Origin of the sequence: Pseudoalteromonas sp. KG3 (assembly GCF_030436385.1) — a bacterium.
In the GTDB taxonomy this organism is placed as follows: Bacteria; Pseudomonadota; Gammaproteobacteria; order Enterobacterales; family Alteromonadaceae; genus Pseudoalteromonas; species Pseudoalteromonas prydzensis.
Genome location: NZ_CP098523.1, coordinates 2,150,682 through 2,167,421 on the forward strand (window position 1 = coordinate 2,150,682; position 16,740 = coordinate 2,167,421).

A 16,740-nucleotide genomic window follows, 5' to 3' on the forward strand; every position below is an offset into this window, starting at 1 on the left:
TACAGTTTACAGCTCCTTGACTTCCTTTAATACGTACAGCGTCAATTAGTATAAGATAACTATATACGTAACCCCACTCTACGGTCTACGCTAGAATAACTTTTCAGCTGTAAATTTTCAAGTAAAAACCTTACTTTCTAAGCTATAAATTAAACAAAAAATAACTACAATTAGAATGTAATATTTTCTAACTCTTTTAGAAAGCTTTCTTTAACACGTTGCCAATCTTCACTATTTTGTACAATTTTAGGTGTAACTAAAATTACTAACTCAGTTTTATCAGAACTACTTGTATCCGATCTAAACAAATGCCCTAACAATGGCAGGCCACCAAAAAATGGGACTGACGATGCGCCATTTGATTTATTTTCACTAATTAAACCACCTAACATGACCGTTTGCCCATTCCCCGCAACCACCTCTGTACTTAAGGTCCGTTCAAAAATAGACGGATTTCCTGCTACTCCTGAGCCACCGGTCGATACATTCGATATATTTTGATTGATAGTCATTATGACCGTGCCTTGGGCATTAATAGTAGGTGTTACAGTTAAATCAACACCTGTTTTTCGATAGGACACTTCTGTGGTTTGACGATCACCACTTATAGGATCTGTAGTAGTACTACCTACGGTAGGTATATCATCACCCACACTTATATTTGCAGACACGCCATCACGTACTAATAACGTAGGGCGAGATAATACATTAACTAAGCCATCTGTTTGCGAGAAGTTCACACTAATATTGCCAGGCAAACCAACTATTGAATAATTAAAACCTTCTTCACTATCAAAACCAAAGCTCTCTTTACGACCTGAGGCTTCGCCACTTTCAATGGCAAATTGCACTCCTTTAGAGAAAGCACCAGTAAGCTTTACTTCAGCAATTATAACTTCCATCATTACTTGCTTTGGCATTATATCAAGCTGACGAATTATTGGTTGCAACTCTTGAAAGTGTTGTCCAGTAGAATAAAAGATAAGTGCGTTTGCGCGTCCATCAACTACTAGCCGAACATTATCACCCTCAATTGTTTGTACACTATTACCATCAGCTCCATTAGTTTTTGGAGTGCTGGCACTGGAGGTTCCTTCATTAGTAGATGATGCACCTTTAGAGCTTGATGTGCTTCCACCAAGTAATGGCGCTAAACTTTCACCTAAATCAGATGCACGCGCATAGCGAGGATTATAAATATAAAAGCTTTGCTCTGCTCCAGCAACTGGTTTGTCTAGCTGATTTCGCCAAAATGAAACTCGATCTATAATTTCATCGCTGCTTGCAAATACAACTATCTTACCTAAATGTTCGAGTGGTACAAATTTAACACTAGCTGCACGCAGGCCTGTTGTGGCCACACTAATACCTTCTTCTGCTAAGATCTCTGTTACTTTCTCCGTAAAGGTTTCTGAATTTATATAATCAAAGCTTAGCAATGCGCTGGATTTGTTGTACATAAATGGACTATCGAGTAAACCAACCAATGATAAGGCTCTAAGAAGCTGCTCTCGTAAGCCAACGATAGTTAACAGACCCTGCGTTGCATCATAGTCTGTTTTTGCATCAACCAATTGATTTATAATATTTCGTAACCCTGGCTTCATATCGTAAAGAATTGGCACTAGTTGTACTATTTCACCGGATACATTAGGTACAGAGTCTGCTGTTCGACCAAAGCCAAATGCTTTATCTGTTTTGGTATTTGCATCACTAGTATGTAAATAAAAAATATGATCATTTTTTACTATGTTTACTTTGTTTTGTGAAAGTATCTGTTGAGTTAACAAAAATAATTCTTTTGCAGGTATTTCTTGCTTAAGATTTAAAGTTACAGGTGTTGTATTAGCCTTTACACTTGCTTCAAGTAAGTACGAAACATCTAGCAGCTCACCAAACACATAATGGATAAAGTCATTAAGTGGCAATGCGTTTACAGATACTTGGAACGTTTTATTACTTTTTATACTATCAGACAAATCCAGCTCTAAAGTTGTTCCTTGCTTTGTACCAGATAAACGCGTTAAATATTCTATTTTTCCATTTTCAGTTCTGTTTTCTTGCTCTGTAACAGCTTTAACTTGAAGGTCACTTTGAGGCTCGTCAAGATAAGATGTCTCAACATTGACACGCTCAGCTTGAACATGAGACTTAGGATCCAACAATGTTGCACAGCTGGTCAATCCAAACACTACTGGAAATATAATTGTTACTTTAAATAATCTATTCACCATGGTCACTTCGTTCAAAAAGTTTAAATTTTATTAATTCACCACCCTGAGACAAGATGATAGCGGAAGCGGCTATTGTTTGAAGTACAACGCCTTCAGAAAGAGTCGCACCTTCTTTTAACTCGATTAATTTCGAATCAGGCGCTTTTAATAATATGAATGGTTGGTTATCTTTTTTTAAAATCCCTAATAACTGATAGTTTTTATCACCCACAGTTAAAGTAGGATAGGGTGGTTTTTTTGCTTGAGTTGATTTTTGTTCTGGCTCCGGTGTTTTAACTTCCGTCTCTTGTAAGTAAGCCAGCCATTCTTCCTCGACAGGTAAGATTTTCTGTTCTTTAACAGGATCAATATTATTGGGTAATTTATATAAATGTGACTTCTCAGTTACTACTTCCTCTGAAAGTGATAACTCATCAAACAAAGTAAAAACCGTTAGAATACACAGGAAACCAATAAACCATTTCATAATGCTACCCCATGAGCGTTTTGCCACATTACTAGATTTAATTGAATAACCATACTATTTCTTTTACTGCCAGAAACTTCACTACCACCGAGAGAATAACTGGCAATATTTATGACTGGCGTTTGTTCTTCTATTGTACGTATTGCTTTTAACGCGCATTCTGCATTTCCTTTATATCTTGCTTCAAGCGTCCATCGTATTAAACTCTTCTCTATCTTAGAGCGGCTTTTCCAACCAATACTATCAATATTACAATTTGCGTTCGCTAATATTGATTCTATTTTTCCTTGAGCCAATAACTTAAACTCTGATTCTGAACTTGCAGGAAATAAATACGGTTGCAGCTTAAGCCGTTTAGACGACATTAGTTCGACTTGTTCATCAACTTGGTCTTCAACAGAAAGTAAATTAGTTATCTTAGCTGCTTTCTTTTGCATCAACTGCACTTTATTCTGCGTATCAAGTGCATATTGCCATAGCGGCTCAAGAACAAAATTGGCTGTAATGAGAGCCACTAACAGCAATAAATAATGCTTATATTTTATTATTTCACTTTTCATTGGTTGTCGCTAACTTCAAAGTCATTACAAAGTAGTCTCTTTTCCCTGATTTTCTCACAGGACCATTAAATTGCGCGCTTGTTAATTCGGGTAACTCACTTATTGCAGACAATACCGTCGATGCTGAATTAGCAAAACCTCGTAATGTGATTTCATTAGAGTCCCCCCTGAACTGCTGAATATCCATACCAGCTTTAATTGCTTCATGTGCAATTTGAAAATGGCTTAGTACCCTAGGTAAACTCGAAAGCTCCGAAGAAACATCCAGAACATAGCTATTAGTGTCATCAATACTCTGCTTTTTTGATAATAGCGAATTTATTTGCTGAGTATTTTCACTTAACTGATCTTCTAACGCGCTATATTGTAACATGAAGTAGCCGTTCACAATAAAGATAAATAGCGCAGCACTGATCAGAGGGGCCCAGTATGTAGCATGCAGCATATTAGTGTTTATACTTTTTCTAAAATCACTCGAAACTAGCTTATTAATTTTTGATAAAGGGTAATTTTTTAATATCGCCCATAACTTTTGGCTGTATTGGGTACTATCTAACTCAACTTGTTTAGCTTTATCCGATAATCCCACACTCAAAGAAAAAACATTTAACGATGATACCAAGCCTTTTTTATAGGCACTGTGAGTTTTACCCTCAGTTAGTGCATAAAATAGCGAACCAGCTGGAGTTTCTAACTCTAAAACAACATTTTCAGACTCATAATCATGCGCAATTAGATCTGTTTCCGGCACCAAAAAGCACTGAGAGTAATTTGTAGATATAAGCTCATTAAATTGAGTAGTTCTAACATCAAAGCCTTCTTGTTGCTCATTTTTACTATAACTTTGTTTTATAATAACGCTTTGTTTAGCATTCTGCTGAAGCTTTAATAATTCCTTCAATTCTTTTAAGCTAACCGAAGGATATGTTTGCCAAGATTCACTATAATATTTTCTAGCTACAATAATAATTTTTGGGACATGCTCTATCTCAACAAATCCATTTGATGTTAGTGTAAATAATTTTTCGTGAAAGTATGCAACATGATTTCTGAGCCAATCCTTGGTTTTTATGTTCTGAATTAAGTCATTAATTTTCATATTCATTCCATACTACATTTGTAATTACTATTGGACGAGTTAAAGAGCGAACTTTAAGTTTAACTGTAAAAGTTTTTGTTGTTTTTTGTAGCTGATTTTTTGTTGTAAGAGTGATTTTTAGGCTATCACCAGTTAGAAAACTTAGAAACTCATCTGAATCTATCCCTGTCTCAATATAAAACAAATGCCTATTTAGCTGTCCATTATCGCGTAGCTCAAGCAGTTTAGCTACCTTTGTATCACTTTTAATAAAAGACTGTAATATTTTTTCTGGTGAATTAGCGGGGTTAAAACCATTCACGTTAGCGACTGTAAAGTACTTATACCAATATTCTTCAGATAAAATTTTATGATTTTTAATATAAAGTACTTCTGCAACAGACTGTAATAAACCATTTCGCGGTCCAGGCAAGCCCTCTGCCTCGTAATAATCTCGCTCAGCACCATTGTATTGCGTTTCATTGTCTTCATCAATCCAATCAGATAACGAGGCAATGAATTGATTACTTAGGATTGGATCCACATTCAATTGTAGAAAAAAATCCTGTAAGGTTGATTTGCTAACTTTATTTAAACTAATTAAACCATTTAAATCTTGTATTTGTATAGTGACACTTCCCAGCTCAAATGGCTGATTATGAAAGTTCCATTGTGAAGTAAGCTCATTTTCACTATTTTTATCTCTAACCCTAAATTCACTTAGTAGAGCGTGAATAACTTTGGATTCAGCATTTTCAATCTCAACCCTTTGCTCAAATGCTGTTTTTATAGAGCGAGTAATTGCGATTTGGTCTCTACTCGATTGTAAAATATATATCCCTAAGATACTCAATACCATAGTAATAATAAGGACTTGAATTAGTGCTATCCCCCGTTGTGAAAACATTAGATTTCTTCTTTTATATAATCAACCAAAACACTTGCAGCTTGGGTGGGTAATGACACTGGGAATCTGCTTTGTTCACCATTTTCTGCTTTTAAATTAATGTACAGACTTACTGGTAACACTCTTCGTTCTTCCATAATATGTTGTTGATAAAAGCTTGGGGTTGCACTGTTTTCATCATCATCATCACGAACTAATACACTTAATACTTGTTCGAGGTTTTTCCACCCATAATATTCAAATGATATATCTTGCAGGTTTTCTAAAAGCACTATTTGATGCTGCCAAATAATCACATCGGATTGATTTAGCAATAAGTTATCACTCATTGATGCCTCATTATAAGCAAGCGAATAGCCATCGGCGTTCTGTAATATTTTAAACTCAACAACTGACGTTTTATTACTAAATAAGGGTGAAGTAGTAATGAAAATAACACGATTCTGATCGCCTGAAAAATACTGTGCAGGTTCGTTATTATCTGATTTAACAATGTATGGAAAAGTAGATTCAAAAACACGAGTAATAACATCAAATGCTAAAGTTTGTTGAGTTTGCTGCCAAAAATATTGCGTTCTTTTTTGCCATTTATCAGCAAATAGTCCATAGCCATAGTAACCAGCAAATAGCACTAACATAAGTAAAGTTGTTGCTAGCATTAACTCAATTAACGTAAAACCTTGCTGCGCCTTTTGAGTTACCATGTTGCTACCTCAAACGAAAAGTCTCTTTCTTTATCACCTTGTTTAACTGTGACTTGTACAGTGTAAATAGAAAAACGTGGTCTTTGTGTGAACTCATCAATTTCAGATGCCGGTGCTGCTTTGAAAGAAATGCGTTTAGCTTCCCAGTTGTAATTAATATCAAAAAGGAGAACGGCACCTTCTGCCATTTCAATATTCTTATTATTGACCTGTTCACGCAAGTTAGCTTTTATTGCGCTAATAGCCGCGGGAGTGATTTGGTAATACTGTGAGCTTGTTACCACTTTAGAAGATGAAAGCATCGCACTTTTAAAAATATCGCTAATTAGAGCAAGCGCAGAAAATAAGATAATTGCAGCAATCAATACCTCGATCAATGTGAAGCCTTTATTCATTTTCATATGATTTGAACATCGCATTAATTTTAAACTTTCTATTTACATCATTCCACTTTACTTCAAATTCATTAGGTACAATGACAGAGGTGGTACCAATATTAAAAGTTGTTTTGATAAAAAGTAATTCCTTGTACTGCACTTGTGTAATTTCTTGATTTTCATTAATAGTAAGTAAATTGTCTTCTACTGTCACTTCAATTGGGGAACCACTATAATATGCTCTATAGCTTAATAGTTTAAAGTAATGTTGTGTTTTTTCTAACTCAACTAGACGCTGTTGTTGTGCAATATTTTTCATAATCACACCTCCAGTGAGCCCCATTAGTATTGCCATAATCCCCATAACAACCATCAGCTCTATGAGTGAAAAACCTTTCACGGACTTAGAATGGTACATCATTGATCGATACCATACTCATCAACATGGTTATGACAATACCACCAACAAACCCACCCATAAATATCAGCATAATTGGCTCTAGCATTGTTGTGAGCTTTTTAATTACACTTTCTAGATCGGCCTTACTCCGCTGAGCTATTTCAGAAAATACTCTTGGCAAACGGCCTGTTTCTTCTCCCACTTTTATGATTGATAAGAAAAAATCTGGGAATATACGCGTTTTACCTAGAACTTGGCTAAGCTGTTTACCTGTTTTTAATTGTTTTAATGCAAGTTTCGCGTCACGTTTTAACTCAGGATGTTTTAAAGTATTTGCTGTCAACTCTAGAGTCGTATCGAGCTGTAAACCAGCCTCTAACATCATAGCCATTGATTGTGCAAAACGTATGCGTTCTGCCGTTAAAATAACTCTCCCAATACCCGGTAAATACGACACTTTTACGTAAAACCAGTTTTTTACCTCAGGGCGTTTTAAGCTATAGCTTAGAGCCGTTACAGCAGCAATAATTGAGCCGATTATAATAACTTGATAATCGACAAAAAAGTTACTTACATTGATGATCATTTGAGTATACCAAGGTGCCTGGCTTAAATCTGTAAATATCCCTGACATTTTAGGTACAATAAAAGTTAAAACAAAGTAAACAGCCATAATACAAACAAAGAAAATGACACTGGGATAAGTTAATGCGGTGGTAATCTGTGTTCGTAAATCTTTTTGAAACTTTAAGTCGCTAGAAAGCCGATTTAATACCTCAGGTAAGTTTCCTGAGCTTTCACCTATTTTTAACAAACTAATATATAAAGGACCAAATAAGCTTTCATGTGCTGCAAAAGCTTCACTCAGCGATGAACCTTTTTTTAATGCTGACGATATTTGGCTCAATAATCGGCTAAGTGCAGGATGTGCATTGGCTTGCTTAATGATATCGATACCACGATCAACGCGAATACCACTCTCAAGTAGTAGCGAAAGCTCACTAGTGAAAAACTCCAACTGATCTAAAGTTACTTTTTGCCCAAATAATCCTGCAATGCTGTTCTCTTTTGCAATAGGCGCAATAGATAACGCATTTAAACCTTGATCAAGTAACTTTTTATGTGCCTCAACTTTATTATTTGCTGAAACAGCACCTTGATGTCTAGTGCCCTGGTTATCTATTGCTTTATATTCAAATTCCATTAGCCAGCAACCCGCAGTACTTCGCCAATAGTAGTTACACCGGTGATTATTTTATATAATCCATCCTGCATTAAGTTACGACGTTTAAGATCTTGATTATGAGCTTGTGCTTTGGTAATAAACTGATCATTTTTTGGTATTTGTTTAATTGTATCATCACAACGTAAGTATTCATTTATAGCAATTCGGCCTTTAAAACCTGTATTGTTACAATGTTCGCAACCTACGGCCTGTTGAATTTTAAGATCTGTGATACCGGCGTTATCGGCTACATTTTGTAATGGGTATTTAGCCATTAATTCTGCTGTATTCTCGGCAGGAATTGAACAATGCGGACATAGACGCCTAGCCAAACGCTGGGCGACCACAGAAACTAGTGCCGCATTAAGTAGAAACTCTTCAACCCCTAAGTCAAGTAATCGCGTGTATGCACTTGCTGCGTCATTCGTATGTACTGTACTAAAGACTAAATGACCCGTTAATGCCGATTGTAATGCGATACGTGCAGTTTCAGCATCACGTATTTCACCTACCATGATGATATCGGGATCTTGACGAACAATTGAACGCAAACCTGCCGCAAAGTTAAATCCAATTTCATTATTTACTTGAACTTGGTTTACTCCTTCAAGCTGGTACTCTACTGGATCTTCAAGTGTTATTATTTTTACGTCAGGACGATTCAATTCATTTAGGAATGTATATAATGTTGTGGTTTTACCTGAGCCTGTAGGACCGGTCAGTAAAATAACGCCGGTCGTTTTGGCTAAATCTTGATTGATATAGCTTTGTGTATCAGCAGACAAACCAAGTACTGACATATCATAGCGTATTGACTCTTTTAATAAGAAACGCAGTACTATACTTTCACCATCGTTAAGTGGTAAAGCCGATACCCGTATATCAAGCTCTTGATTAGCAATACGCATTTCTATTTTACCATCTTGCGGACGGCGTTTTTCGGCAATATCCATGCCTGAAAGAATTTTTAATCGCGTTGTAATGGGCAACTGCATTTTTGGCGCTAATTTATCGACTTCATGTAATACGCCATCAATACGATAACGCACTCTAAAGCGACCTAAATGCGGCTCTAAATGCATATCAGACGCACCACGAGCTAATGCCTTGGTAATTAAAGAATTTAATAAATTGACGGTTGGAGCTTCAGAAGCAAGCTCTCTCAATCTTGCTTCTTCATCACCAGTTAGCTCATCATCTTCTATGCTTACTTCAGTATTACTTTGTATCTCATAAAAAAAGCTTTGTAATTGCGCCTCTGTCGCTACAGAGATTTTTATATCAAGATCAAGCTGCTGCACATACTGGGCTAACTCTAACGATAACGGATCTTTACATGCTAAGTGCCATTGGTTATCAACGATTTCAACCAACAAACAAAGCAAAGATTTTAACCGTTGTACGATTTCAAGTTCGCTTTGTTCTGGAACCTGCCAATTAGGATACAGCTGTGGTTCAAATAGTGGATAACCAAGTAGCTTACTATACAGCGGCGCCAAGTCATCTTCAGTTAAACAACCCATATTCACTAAAATCTGCTCAAGCCTACCATCGTAGCGACTTTGATAAGATTTTGCTTTGTCTAAATCAGCTTGAGTTATTTTAAACTCTGAAGTTAACAGCTGTGCCAAGTCAATCATTTATGAATTACATCCGCATTTTCGTCTTCACCACCAGGTTGGCCATCTAAGCCATAACTCATAATACTGTAAGGCGCATTGTTTTCGCCTGGTACTTTGTAAATATAAGCTTTGCCCCAAGGATCAAATGGAATATCCTTTGGTAAATATGGACCGTCCCAACTTGCATCACTACTTTTTCTTAATGCTTCAAGCGTCGGTGGTACCGTACCCATATCTAGCCGGTAGGTATCGATTGCAGTTTCAAACATTTGCATTTGTGCGACAGCTGTTTTTACCTTTGATGAACTCACTTTTGAGAATAATTTTGGAGCAACAAGTGAACCAAGTAAGCCTAATATAATTAATACAATCATCAGCTCCATTAAGCTGAAACCTTTATTTCTTTTCATTCTGAACTCCGAATTAAACAAATCGACGCAGTATAACAACTGCGAAATTTAGTGTCGATAGCATAAAAATGCTTACGCTTTAACTTTAACGACCATATCGTCTGGAACTTTTTTATCTGAAAAAGCAATCTGCCCTGTGAGATCTGGATAGCCAACAGCAATAAACATAACGACACGCTTATATTGCGGTAAGCCTAGCAATTTACTTACTTTTTTATCTAGCGTGTAAAGTTCTGGCCAATTAATTGGACAACTACTTAAGCCTATTGTTTCAAGTGCAAGCATGAACTGCATGCTCGCTAACGAGGCGTCGATGTAGATCACATGCCGATCACGTGTATAGGGGTAATATGATAGGTCACCAACCACTGCAATTAGGGATGGTATATTATCAGCAAAACCAGCTGTGCCACCGGGTAAGCTTGCAAGCTGACCGAGTAGTGGCTGCTCATCTATCATGTAAAATTGGTATGGCTGGCGATTACAAGCGCTTGGTGCTTGTAGAGCAACTTTTACAGCTAATTTAATTTGCTCCAACTCTACCGCTTGATTTGTAAACCAACGGGTGGAACGCCTTGCCTGCGTAAGAGCAAATAATTGATCATAATGTACATTATGACAAACTTTGTCTTTATATTGGTATGGCTTTTTATCTGTAATTTGAGTATTAACTATTATGCTTTTAAACAAATGATAGTTTTTCTTTATCGTAGCTTGAGTTAGATCAACCACTGAAAAGTATTCACTTAAAACATCGATAGCCCATTGCTGCTCTGATCTTGAAAAATTAGAATGATTCATAGCAGAATTAAAAGCACTGAGTGTTTCTGATAAATAATCAAGAGCAAAAACATTGCGGCGAGGCCGCATAACAAGCCCCTTTTCGATACGATGAATATTTCTTCTTAGTAATGCGGATGAACGGCCATGCTGACCATTACTTTTCGAATACTTTAATCGTGCTTTCAATATAGCTTGATGCTCATAATAAAAATCACGCGAGAAAAATGTAAAGAATAGACTTGAAGTAATTGGCATTACAGAGCAAAGCGGTAGCACTAAACTCTGTAACGTTTCAATTATTTTTTTTATCAACAGCTTAATTTTCATTAAAGTGTGTCATTTCATACTCAAACTATAGTGAACTGATTGCAGCAACTGCGATACCCATTTGATAAAGAATTTGGGTTGCTGTGCTCCACAACGTTAAGTTATCAACATACTCTGAATCAAGTGGTACTACAATGGTATCACCAGCTTCTAGCTGAATGTTGTCATTAACAGCAAACCATGAAGACTCATCAGGGATCTCAACTAAACCACTTGCTTTGATAATGTAAATTCGCTCGCCATCAGCTCGTTGTTTTAAGCCGCCACTACGTCTGATATAATCATCAAGACTTAACGAAGGGTCATATAAGTGTGAAGTTGCGAAGCTCACTTCACCAATTACGCTTACGTTACTACGCTTAGATGGGATATAAAGGGCATCTTTGTCTTGTAGCTCAATTGTTATCTGACCTTTTTCTACCGCTGGAAGGTCAAGTACTAAACGTCCTACAGCATCAACGTCAGCCAAATCTTTTAATAGATTATCCATATCTGAATAACTTAAAGAAGCATCCGTTATAGAGTTATTGAAACTCTTTGAAGCAATATCACGACGCAAATCTTCAGATAGTTTATCAAGCTGCTGTTGCTCTTGAATGCGAATAGCTTCTCGCGTAAAGACCGCCCCCGCAGGGAAAGCATAGTTAGTAAAACCTCCGGCGCGCTTTAATACATCAGCTAATTGCTCACCTTTTTTAATAGTATAAGTGCCTGGAAAGCGAACTTCACCTAGGATTCTAATACTTTGATCTTTTTGCCAGTTTGGGATCGGGTAAATATTTAGCGCATCTTTACTATTGATACTAAATTTATCTTGCATGTCATTATTTAAAGCCTCGCTTAAACTGATCGATACATGTTCAAGCGAGGTTTCGGTATTAGACGTAAATCGAGTAATTTCAGCATTAGCTAAATAAGCAGACTCTTTTAAACCACCGGCCGCCGCAACAGCTTTACTAACTGTTCCATTAACTGGTAAGGGGTAAATGCCTTCAAAACGTACTTCACCTCGCACCCCAAAAACTTTCACTTGCTGATTATAAGTAGCCTGTTGATTTAATTTGGCTAAAATAGGCTGCAAAAGCTTTTCACGACTAAATACAGCATATTCTTCATCTTTTAATTGTTTGGAATCTGATTTTAGAAGCTCACTAATACTAGATGCTTTCTTTGTTTCTTCGGCTAAATTTTCAGCTAGTTCCTTATCCAAGGCGCTACCTAAATCTACAAACTCATAAAACTGTTTATCCTCATACTCACCCCATAACTTTAAACGCTCACGAAGCTTGAGTTGTTCTTCAGTCAATGCCATTGAGTTTAAGGCATTCTCTTCATTTGCCTTTTCTTGATAGCGACTAAATATCACAATTGTGTCACGAGGTTGTAACTCTAAATCGTGGTATTTATTCATCTGTGATGCCTGTAATGGAGAGAATTGGTAAACTTCAATATCTCTTTTGCTATTCACTTCGCGAATAATTAAACCATAGTCAAAATCAGCAATAGGCAATAAGTCGCTTTTTGGAGCGCCTATTAGACGACTAATCGTATCTCCTTTTTGCCATGAGTAACTGCCTGGATAAGTTACCGCACCTAACAAAGTTACGGCATTATTTAGCTCTTTACTTGATTCTGGGACCTTAACACTATCACCATTTTTTAGTACTTGATTATTGTTATCACCTGTAAGATCAAACTGTAGTATTGTCTTAAAGCTATTGGCAGTATAACGTTCAACAATTGTTTTTTCTGGAAAAGCAGAAGCTTTAAAGCCACCGGCCATTTTAATTAACTCGCCGACAGTTTCATTATTTTTTAGTTCGTAAATAGCAGGGCGGCGAACTTGGCCATCAATAGTTACTTGTTTTCCAACCGGTGGAATAAACACCACATCACCTGGTTTTAAAATCACATCTGAAGAACTATCACCTTTAATTAGTAAATCGTAGATGTCAAGCGTTTCAATCGTTTTACCAGCACGTTTTAATTGAATGTTACGCAAAGAGCCAATTTCAGAGATACCACCACTTACAAATAAAGCATGAGTAATTGATGCTAACGCTGGAACTGTATATGTTCCTGGTTTATATGATTCACCAAGTACCATGATTCGAATACTTCTCGCCTTTCCCATAGAGACGAATGCTTCTGTGCCAATGACTTCTTGCTTAACCTTTGCCTTTATTAATTTAACAACTTCAGCATACTGCATTCCAGTTACAGTAACTGGTGATAGTTTCTGTAAAGCAATACGACCTTCACGGTCAACCGTAACTTCTTCAGTGCTTGATTCCTTGCCATATAAATTAATAGTCAGAGTATCGCCTGGGCCAATAATATAACTATCAGGTACTAGAGCATTTTCAGAAGGGGTAAAAGAGGTTGGCTCACCTGAAAATAACTCATAACCAAAAGGTTCAGGCTCATCTTGCTTTGGTTTGAATTTTTCTTCGCCTGTTAATTCTTCTTTTTCAGCTTTTTCTCTAGGCATTACACTATCGAGGTTCTCGGTGTTTTGCGTACTTTCTGTGCCTTGCTTTTCAAGTATCGACATATCAATACCATATTTATTTGCTATGATAGTCTGTTGAGATTTAGGAAGTTTTTTAAACTGCTCAATTTGTTGCTTTGTAGGTGTAACCCCATTAGCTTGCGAAAAACTAGGTAAAGCTAAACTAAGTAATAGTAATGAGGCAAAAATACGAAATAACTTCACAAACATCCCTTCTAGAGAAAAATATAATCGCGGCATAGTACACTATATTTAAGGCAAAAAAAATGGGTAAGCAATCTTACCCAATGTATATATCTTTTAGATGTTAAAAACTGTAAACCAATGTCAATGAGGTCTCTGTATCAGTGCTTTCTTTATCATCAGCAACATCTGAGTTGTTGGTGATGTTGTAAGCAACTTTCATTTGTAATGAACCGTTGATCTTAGCTAACAGTGCAGTTTCTGAGCGGGTTTTAGTGTTGGTATCACCATATTCAACGGCAACTAACTGAGTAAACTTCGCGTTATCTGAAATCTGCCAATTATAATCAAGCTTACCTAAGGCAATAACTTCACCTTCACGCTCACCAGCTAAAGAGTTACCATTTTCATCTACTTCACTACTTGTATCAGGGTATTGAAAGTACTTATAACCAGGACCAATTTCAGCATTTAGCCACATGTCAGCACGATCTAACAGACGCTGACCATAACCAGCTGAAATAACCGACTCGCTGCGATAAGCGCCAAAGTAATCTGAAACATGTGAGCCATAGATATATAAATGGGCATGATCTTCATTTAATTTATAGTTACCTTGCGCTGATAACGAATATTTTTCGTTAGTACGTTGGGTTTCTTTTATACCGGCATCATTTTCAACGTCGTCTTCTTTATAAAGACCGTTAATTTTATACTCATTGTTCCAGTGTTCTAGGTTGTGTAGTGCTTTAATACCACCTTTAAGTGTGGTTGTTTCAGTATTACCACTGGTGATTATAGCGCCTAACTCACTGGTAACGTCCCACGTTTTAGTTTCTTCAGCGAATGCGTTAGTTGCAGCAGATGCTGCAACTAAAATTGATAAAAGCTTTAATTTCATTAAAAAATAACCTTAGCTACTTGTTTGGTTGATTAATCTTGCTTGTGAAGGTGAACATCCATTTGCGGAAATGGAATAGTGATATCCGCATCATCTAATGCGATTTTAATGTTCTCAATTAGATCAAAATAGGTTGGCCAATAATCGCTAGAGTTAACCCAAGGACGTACTACAAAGTTAACGCTTGAATCAGCCAATTCTAACACTGCGACTGTATATGCAGGATCTTTTAAAATACGCGGCTCGTTGTCTAGCACCGATTTAAGAACTTGTTTTGCCTTACGTAAGTCGGCATCGTAGCCAACACCTATAACTAAATCGATACGACGTGTTGATTCGCGCGAATAGTTAATAATTGAGTCCGACATAATTTTAGAGTTTGGCATGATGATAACTTTGTTATCTGGTGTGCGTAATTCAGTAGAGAATATTTCGATTTTCTTGACTGTACCAGCTTTACCGCCAGCTTCGACATAATCACCCGATTTGAAAGGGCGAAGTAAGATAATTAATACGCCTGAAGCAAAGTTAGAAAGTGAGCCTTGCAGTGCTAAACCAACAGCTAAACCAGCAGCACCTAAAATTGCAATGAATGAAGTTGTTTCAATGCCAATTTGCGAAAGCGCCATTAAGATAGTTGCCATAAATACGATGGCGTAAACAATGCTTGATACGAATGAACCAACAGCCTTGTCTACTTTTTTCTTTTCGAATGCTTTCTCAGTTAGGTTAGAACAAAATTTTGCAACACGACCACCCAATAAAAAGATCACTAATGCAATTACAGCTTGGATGCCGTAATGAATGATCAAACCTGAGTTTTCGTTTATCCAGTTAAGTATTGTATCCATTATCACTCCTGATATTCAGTATTAAGCAGTTTGCTGGCTAAATTATATCTGATTTTAATTTATTATTTCATTAATTTATGTATTTAAATGTTAAACAAAGCTTTTAGTATTAATTTTAGTTTTACCTTACCAGATAAAAAAATGATTTAAAAACACTCTTTATGACCGTTTTATAAGCAAAAATGAAAAAAATTAATTTTTTTTCATTTTTTTTGCCCTTAACCCTTCACAACATTTATTATTTTATGTATTATCCGCGCCACACCAAACAAGGTGTGTTGTGGCGGTTGTAGCTCAGTTGGTAGAGCCCCGGATTGTGATTCCGGTTGTCGCGGGTTCAAGCCCCGTCAATCGCCCCATTTTTCCCTTCTTAATTTTAATATCAAATACATTTCTTTAAATTCTATTTATTAATTCATGTTAAGCATAAGCCAAAAATCACGGCTGAAGCCTGTTCCTACAAGGAAAATACAATACACACACATGACCTCGTAGGAGAGCGCTTTAGCGCCGATTTCATAATTTAATCTATACTTCATTAAACCGTTTTATATTTAAAGGATTAAAATGAAACTTCGGTCACAGCAGCTACGTCAACACCGTCACTCTATTATCAACCACTATTATTCTGTGACCACATGTACACATCAACGAGTTAAATTATTTGAGGATTTTTGTAATGCGCGAATTCTAATACGCTCACTAAAGCAATCTGATTTAAATGGCTTAACTAAAACAATTTGCTTTGTAATAATGCCTGATCATATGCATTGGTTATTGCAGCTGAAAACACAAGATTCGCTATCTTCGGTGGTGGCTAAAGTAAAAGGACGTACATCATTTCTCATGCACAAAGCTAAAAATGAGCAAATTTGGCAAGCTGGTTTCTACGATTCATTGATTCGTGATGAAGATCATTTAATTGCAGAAGCGAGATATATTGTAGCCAATCCCTTGCGGGCAAGTTTGGTTAAATATATTGGCGATTATCCATTCTGGGATTGTATATACCTCAAATAACAGTATCTACGGATTCTATTTTCATTATCACGGCTAAAGCCTGTTCCTACAAGACAAATACACCTACACACCTGTAGGAGAGCGCTTAGCTCCGATTAGCTTTAATATAGAGCTAGATCCATAACACCATCACGGTTAAAGCCTGTTCCTACAGATAATATACATCTACTCCGTAGGAGA

Annotated in this window: 16 protein-coding genes and 1 tRNA gene; 2 read left to right on the forward strand and 15 right to left on the reverse strand. The window is 36.6% G+C overall.

The window, feature by feature from the left end; genetic code table 11:
• Positions 1–170: 170 nt before the first annotated feature.
• From NDQ71_RS10155 to NDQ71_RS10225, 15 genes are all read right to left on the reverse strand, one after another.
• Positions 171–2,234: a secretin N-terminal domain-containing protein gene (locus NDQ71_RS10155; RefSeq protein ID WP_301561578.1), complete on the reverse strand. Its 2,064-nt coding sequence runs from the start codon at positions 2,232–2,234 to the stop codon at positions 171–173.
• Positions 2,224–2,700 (reverse strand): hypothetical protein, encoded by a 477-nt coding sequence (locus NDQ71_RS10160; RefSeq protein WP_301561579.1) that lies wholly within the window; start codon positions 2,698–2,700, stop codon positions 2,224–2,226. The genes NDQ71_RS10155 and NDQ71_RS10160 overlap by 11 nt, the downstream gene beginning before the upstream one ends.
• On the reverse strand, positions 2,697–3,260 hold the full coding sequence (locus NDQ71_RS10165) for a hypothetical protein (RefSeq protein ID WP_301561580.1): 564 nt from the start codon (positions 3,258–3,260) through the stop codon (positions 2,697–2,699). Before NDQ71_RS10165 ends, NDQ71_RS10160 begins: the two co-directional genes overlap by 4 nt.
• On the reverse strand, positions 3,250–4,359 hold the full coding sequence (locus NDQ71_RS10170; protein ID WP_301561581.1) for a hypothetical protein: 1,110 nt from the start codon (positions 4,357–4,359) through the stop codon (positions 3,250–3,252). Before NDQ71_RS10170 ends, NDQ71_RS10165 begins: the two co-directional genes overlap by 11 nt.
• The gene (locus NDQ71_RS10175; protein ID WP_301561582.1) at positions 4,349–5,245 is read right to left on the reverse strand and encodes a general secretion pathway protein GspK; all 897 of its coding nucleotides are present in this window, start codon (positions 5,243–5,245) and stop codon (positions 4,349–4,351) included. Before NDQ71_RS10175 ends, NDQ71_RS10170 begins: the two co-directional genes overlap by 11 nt.
• A complete protein-coding gene (locus tag NDQ71_RS10180; protein ID WP_301561583.1) occupies positions 5,245–5,949 on the reverse strand; it encodes a prepilin-type N-terminal cleavage/methylation domain-containing protein in 705 nt (234 codons plus the stop codon). Before NDQ71_RS10180 ends, NDQ71_RS10175 begins: the two co-directional genes overlap by 1 nt.
• Positions 5,943–6,350 (reverse strand): prepilin-type N-terminal cleavage/methylation domain-containing protein, encoded by a 408-nt coding sequence (locus NDQ71_RS10185; protein ID WP_301561584.1) that lies wholly within the window; start codon positions 6,348–6,350, stop codon positions 5,943–5,945. Before NDQ71_RS10185 ends, NDQ71_RS10180 begins: the two co-directional genes overlap by 7 nt.
• Entirely contained in the window at positions 6,337–6,747 is a 411-nt protein-coding gene (locus NDQ71_RS10190; protein WP_301561585.1) for a type II secretion system protein, read from the reverse strand. Before NDQ71_RS10190 ends, NDQ71_RS10185 begins: the two co-directional genes overlap by 14 nt.
• Positions 6,731–7,930: a type II secretion system F family protein gene (locus NDQ71_RS10195; protein WP_301561586.1), complete on the reverse strand. Its 1,200-nt coding sequence runs from the start codon at positions 7,928–7,930 to the stop codon at positions 6,731–6,733. The genes NDQ71_RS10190 and NDQ71_RS10195 overlap by 17 nt, the downstream gene beginning before the upstream one ends.
• The gene (locus NDQ71_RS10200; protein WP_301561587.1) at positions 7,930–9,591 is read right to left on the reverse strand and encodes a GspE/PulE family protein; all 1,662 of its coding nucleotides are present in this window, start codon (positions 9,589–9,591) and stop codon (positions 7,930–7,932) included. The genes NDQ71_RS10195 and NDQ71_RS10200 overlap by 1 nt, the downstream gene beginning before the upstream one ends.
• Complete coding sequence (gene gspG / locus NDQ71_RS10205) at positions 9,588–9,983, reverse strand: type II secretion system major pseudopilin GspG (RefSeq protein ID WP_301561588.1); 396 nt, start codon at positions 9,981–9,983, stop codon at positions 9,588–9,590. Before gspG ends, NDQ71_RS10200 begins: the two co-directional genes overlap by 4 nt.
• A 72-nt stretch (positions 9,984–10,055) precedes the next feature.
• Entirely contained in the window at positions 10,056–11,093 is a 1,038-nt protein-coding gene (locus NDQ71_RS10210; RefSeq protein WP_301561589.1) for a nitroreductase family protein, read from the reverse strand.
• Between the two features lie 25 nt (positions 11,094–11,118).
• Positions 11,119–13,815, reverse strand: a complete 2,697-nt coding sequence (locus NDQ71_RS10215) for an SLBB domain-containing protein (protein WP_301562669.1) — start codon at positions 13,813–13,815, stop codon at positions 11,119–11,121.
• A 97-nt stretch (positions 13,816–13,912) separates the two neighbouring features.
• Positions 13,913–14,689: a YdiY family protein gene (locus NDQ71_RS10220; protein WP_283709967.1), complete on the reverse strand. Its 777-nt coding sequence runs from the start codon at positions 14,687–14,689 to the stop codon at positions 13,913–13,915.
• A 32-nt stretch (positions 14,690–14,721) separates the two neighbouring features.
• Positions 14,722–15,540: a mechanosensitive ion channel family protein gene (locus NDQ71_RS10225; RefSeq protein WP_301561590.1), complete on the reverse strand. Its 819-nt coding sequence runs from the start codon at positions 15,538–15,540 to the stop codon at positions 14,722–14,724.
• A 283-nt stretch (positions 15,541–15,823) separates the two neighbouring features.
• On the opposite strand from NDQ71_RS10225, the gene NDQ71_RS10230 reads away from it, so the two are divergent.
• Both NDQ71_RS10230 and NDQ71_RS10235 read left to right on the forward strand, forming a co-directional pair.
• Positions 15,824–15,899 (forward strand) — tRNA-His (locus NDQ71_RS10230).
• 208 nt (positions 15,900–16,107) lie between these two features.
• Positions 16,108–16,560 (forward strand): transposase, encoded by a 453-nt coding sequence (locus NDQ71_RS10235; protein WP_301561591.1) that lies wholly within the window; start codon positions 16,108–16,110, stop codon positions 16,558–16,560.
• The last annotated feature ends 180 nt before the right edge of the window (positions 16,561–16,740 follow it).

Excerpts from the sequence above, each read along its gene's own strand:
- NDQ71_RS10155 (WP_301561578.1), bottom strand. The coding sequence starts at position 2,234 with ATGGTGAATAGATTATTTAAAGTAACAATTATATTTCCAGTAGTGTTT.
- NDQ71_RS10160 (WP_301561579.1), bottom strand. The coding sequence starts at position 2,700 with ATGAAATGGTTTATTGGTTTCCTGTGTATTCTAACGGTTTTTACTTTG.
- NDQ71_RS10165 (WP_301561580.1), bottom strand. The coding sequence starts at position 3,260 with ATGAAAAGTGAAATAATAAAATATAAGCATTATTTATTGCTGTTAGTG.
- NDQ71_RS10170 (WP_301561581.1), bottom strand. The coding sequence starts at position 4,359 with ATGAAAATTAATGACTTAATTCAGAACATAAAAACCAAGGATTGGCTC.
- NDQ71_RS10175 (WP_301561582.1), bottom strand. The coding sequence starts at position 5,245 with ATGTTTTCACAACGGGGGATAGCACTAATTCAAGTCCTTATTATTACT.
- NDQ71_RS10180 (WP_301561583.1), bottom strand. The coding sequence starts at position 5,949 with ATGGTAACTCAAAAGGCGCAGCAAGGTTTTACGTTAATTGAGTTAATG.
- NDQ71_RS10185 (WP_301561584.1), bottom strand. The coding sequence starts at position 6,350 with ATGAAAATGAATAAAGGCTTCACATTGATCGAGGTATTGATTGCTGCA.
- NDQ71_RS10190 (WP_301561585.1), bottom strand. The coding sequence starts at position 6,747 with ATGATGTACCATTCTAAGTCCGTGAAAGGTTTTTCACTCATAGAGCTG.
- NDQ71_RS10195 (WP_301561586.1), bottom strand. The coding sequence starts at position 7,930 with ATGGAATTTGAATATAAAGCAATAGATAACCAGGGCACTAGACATCAA.
- NDQ71_RS10200 (WP_301561587.1), bottom strand. The coding sequence starts at position 9,591 with ATGATTGACTTGGCACAGCTGTTAACTTCAGAGTTTAAAATAACTCAA.
- gspG (WP_301561588.1), bottom strand. The coding sequence starts at position 9,983 with ATGAAAAGAAATAAAGGTTTCAGCTTAATGGAGCTGATGATTGTATTA.
- NDQ71_RS10210 (WP_301561589.1), bottom strand. The coding sequence starts at position 11,093 with ATGAAAATTAAGCTGTTGATAAAAAAAATAATTGAAACGTTACAGAGT.
- NDQ71_RS10215 (WP_301562669.1), bottom strand. The coding sequence starts at position 13,815 with ATGTTTGTGAAGTTATTTCGTATTTTTGCCTCATTACTATTACTTAGT.
- NDQ71_RS10220 (WP_283709967.1), bottom strand. The coding sequence starts at position 14,689 with ATGAAATTAAAGCTTTTATCAATTTTAGTTGCAGCATCTGCTGCAACT.
- NDQ71_RS10225 (WP_301561590.1), bottom strand. The coding sequence starts at position 15,540 with ATGGATACAATACTTAACTGGATAAACGAAAACTCAGGTTTGATCATT.
- NDQ71_RS10235 (WP_301561591.1), top strand. The coding sequence starts at position 16,108 with ATGAAACTTCGGTCACAGCAGCTACGTCAACACCGTCACTCTATTATC.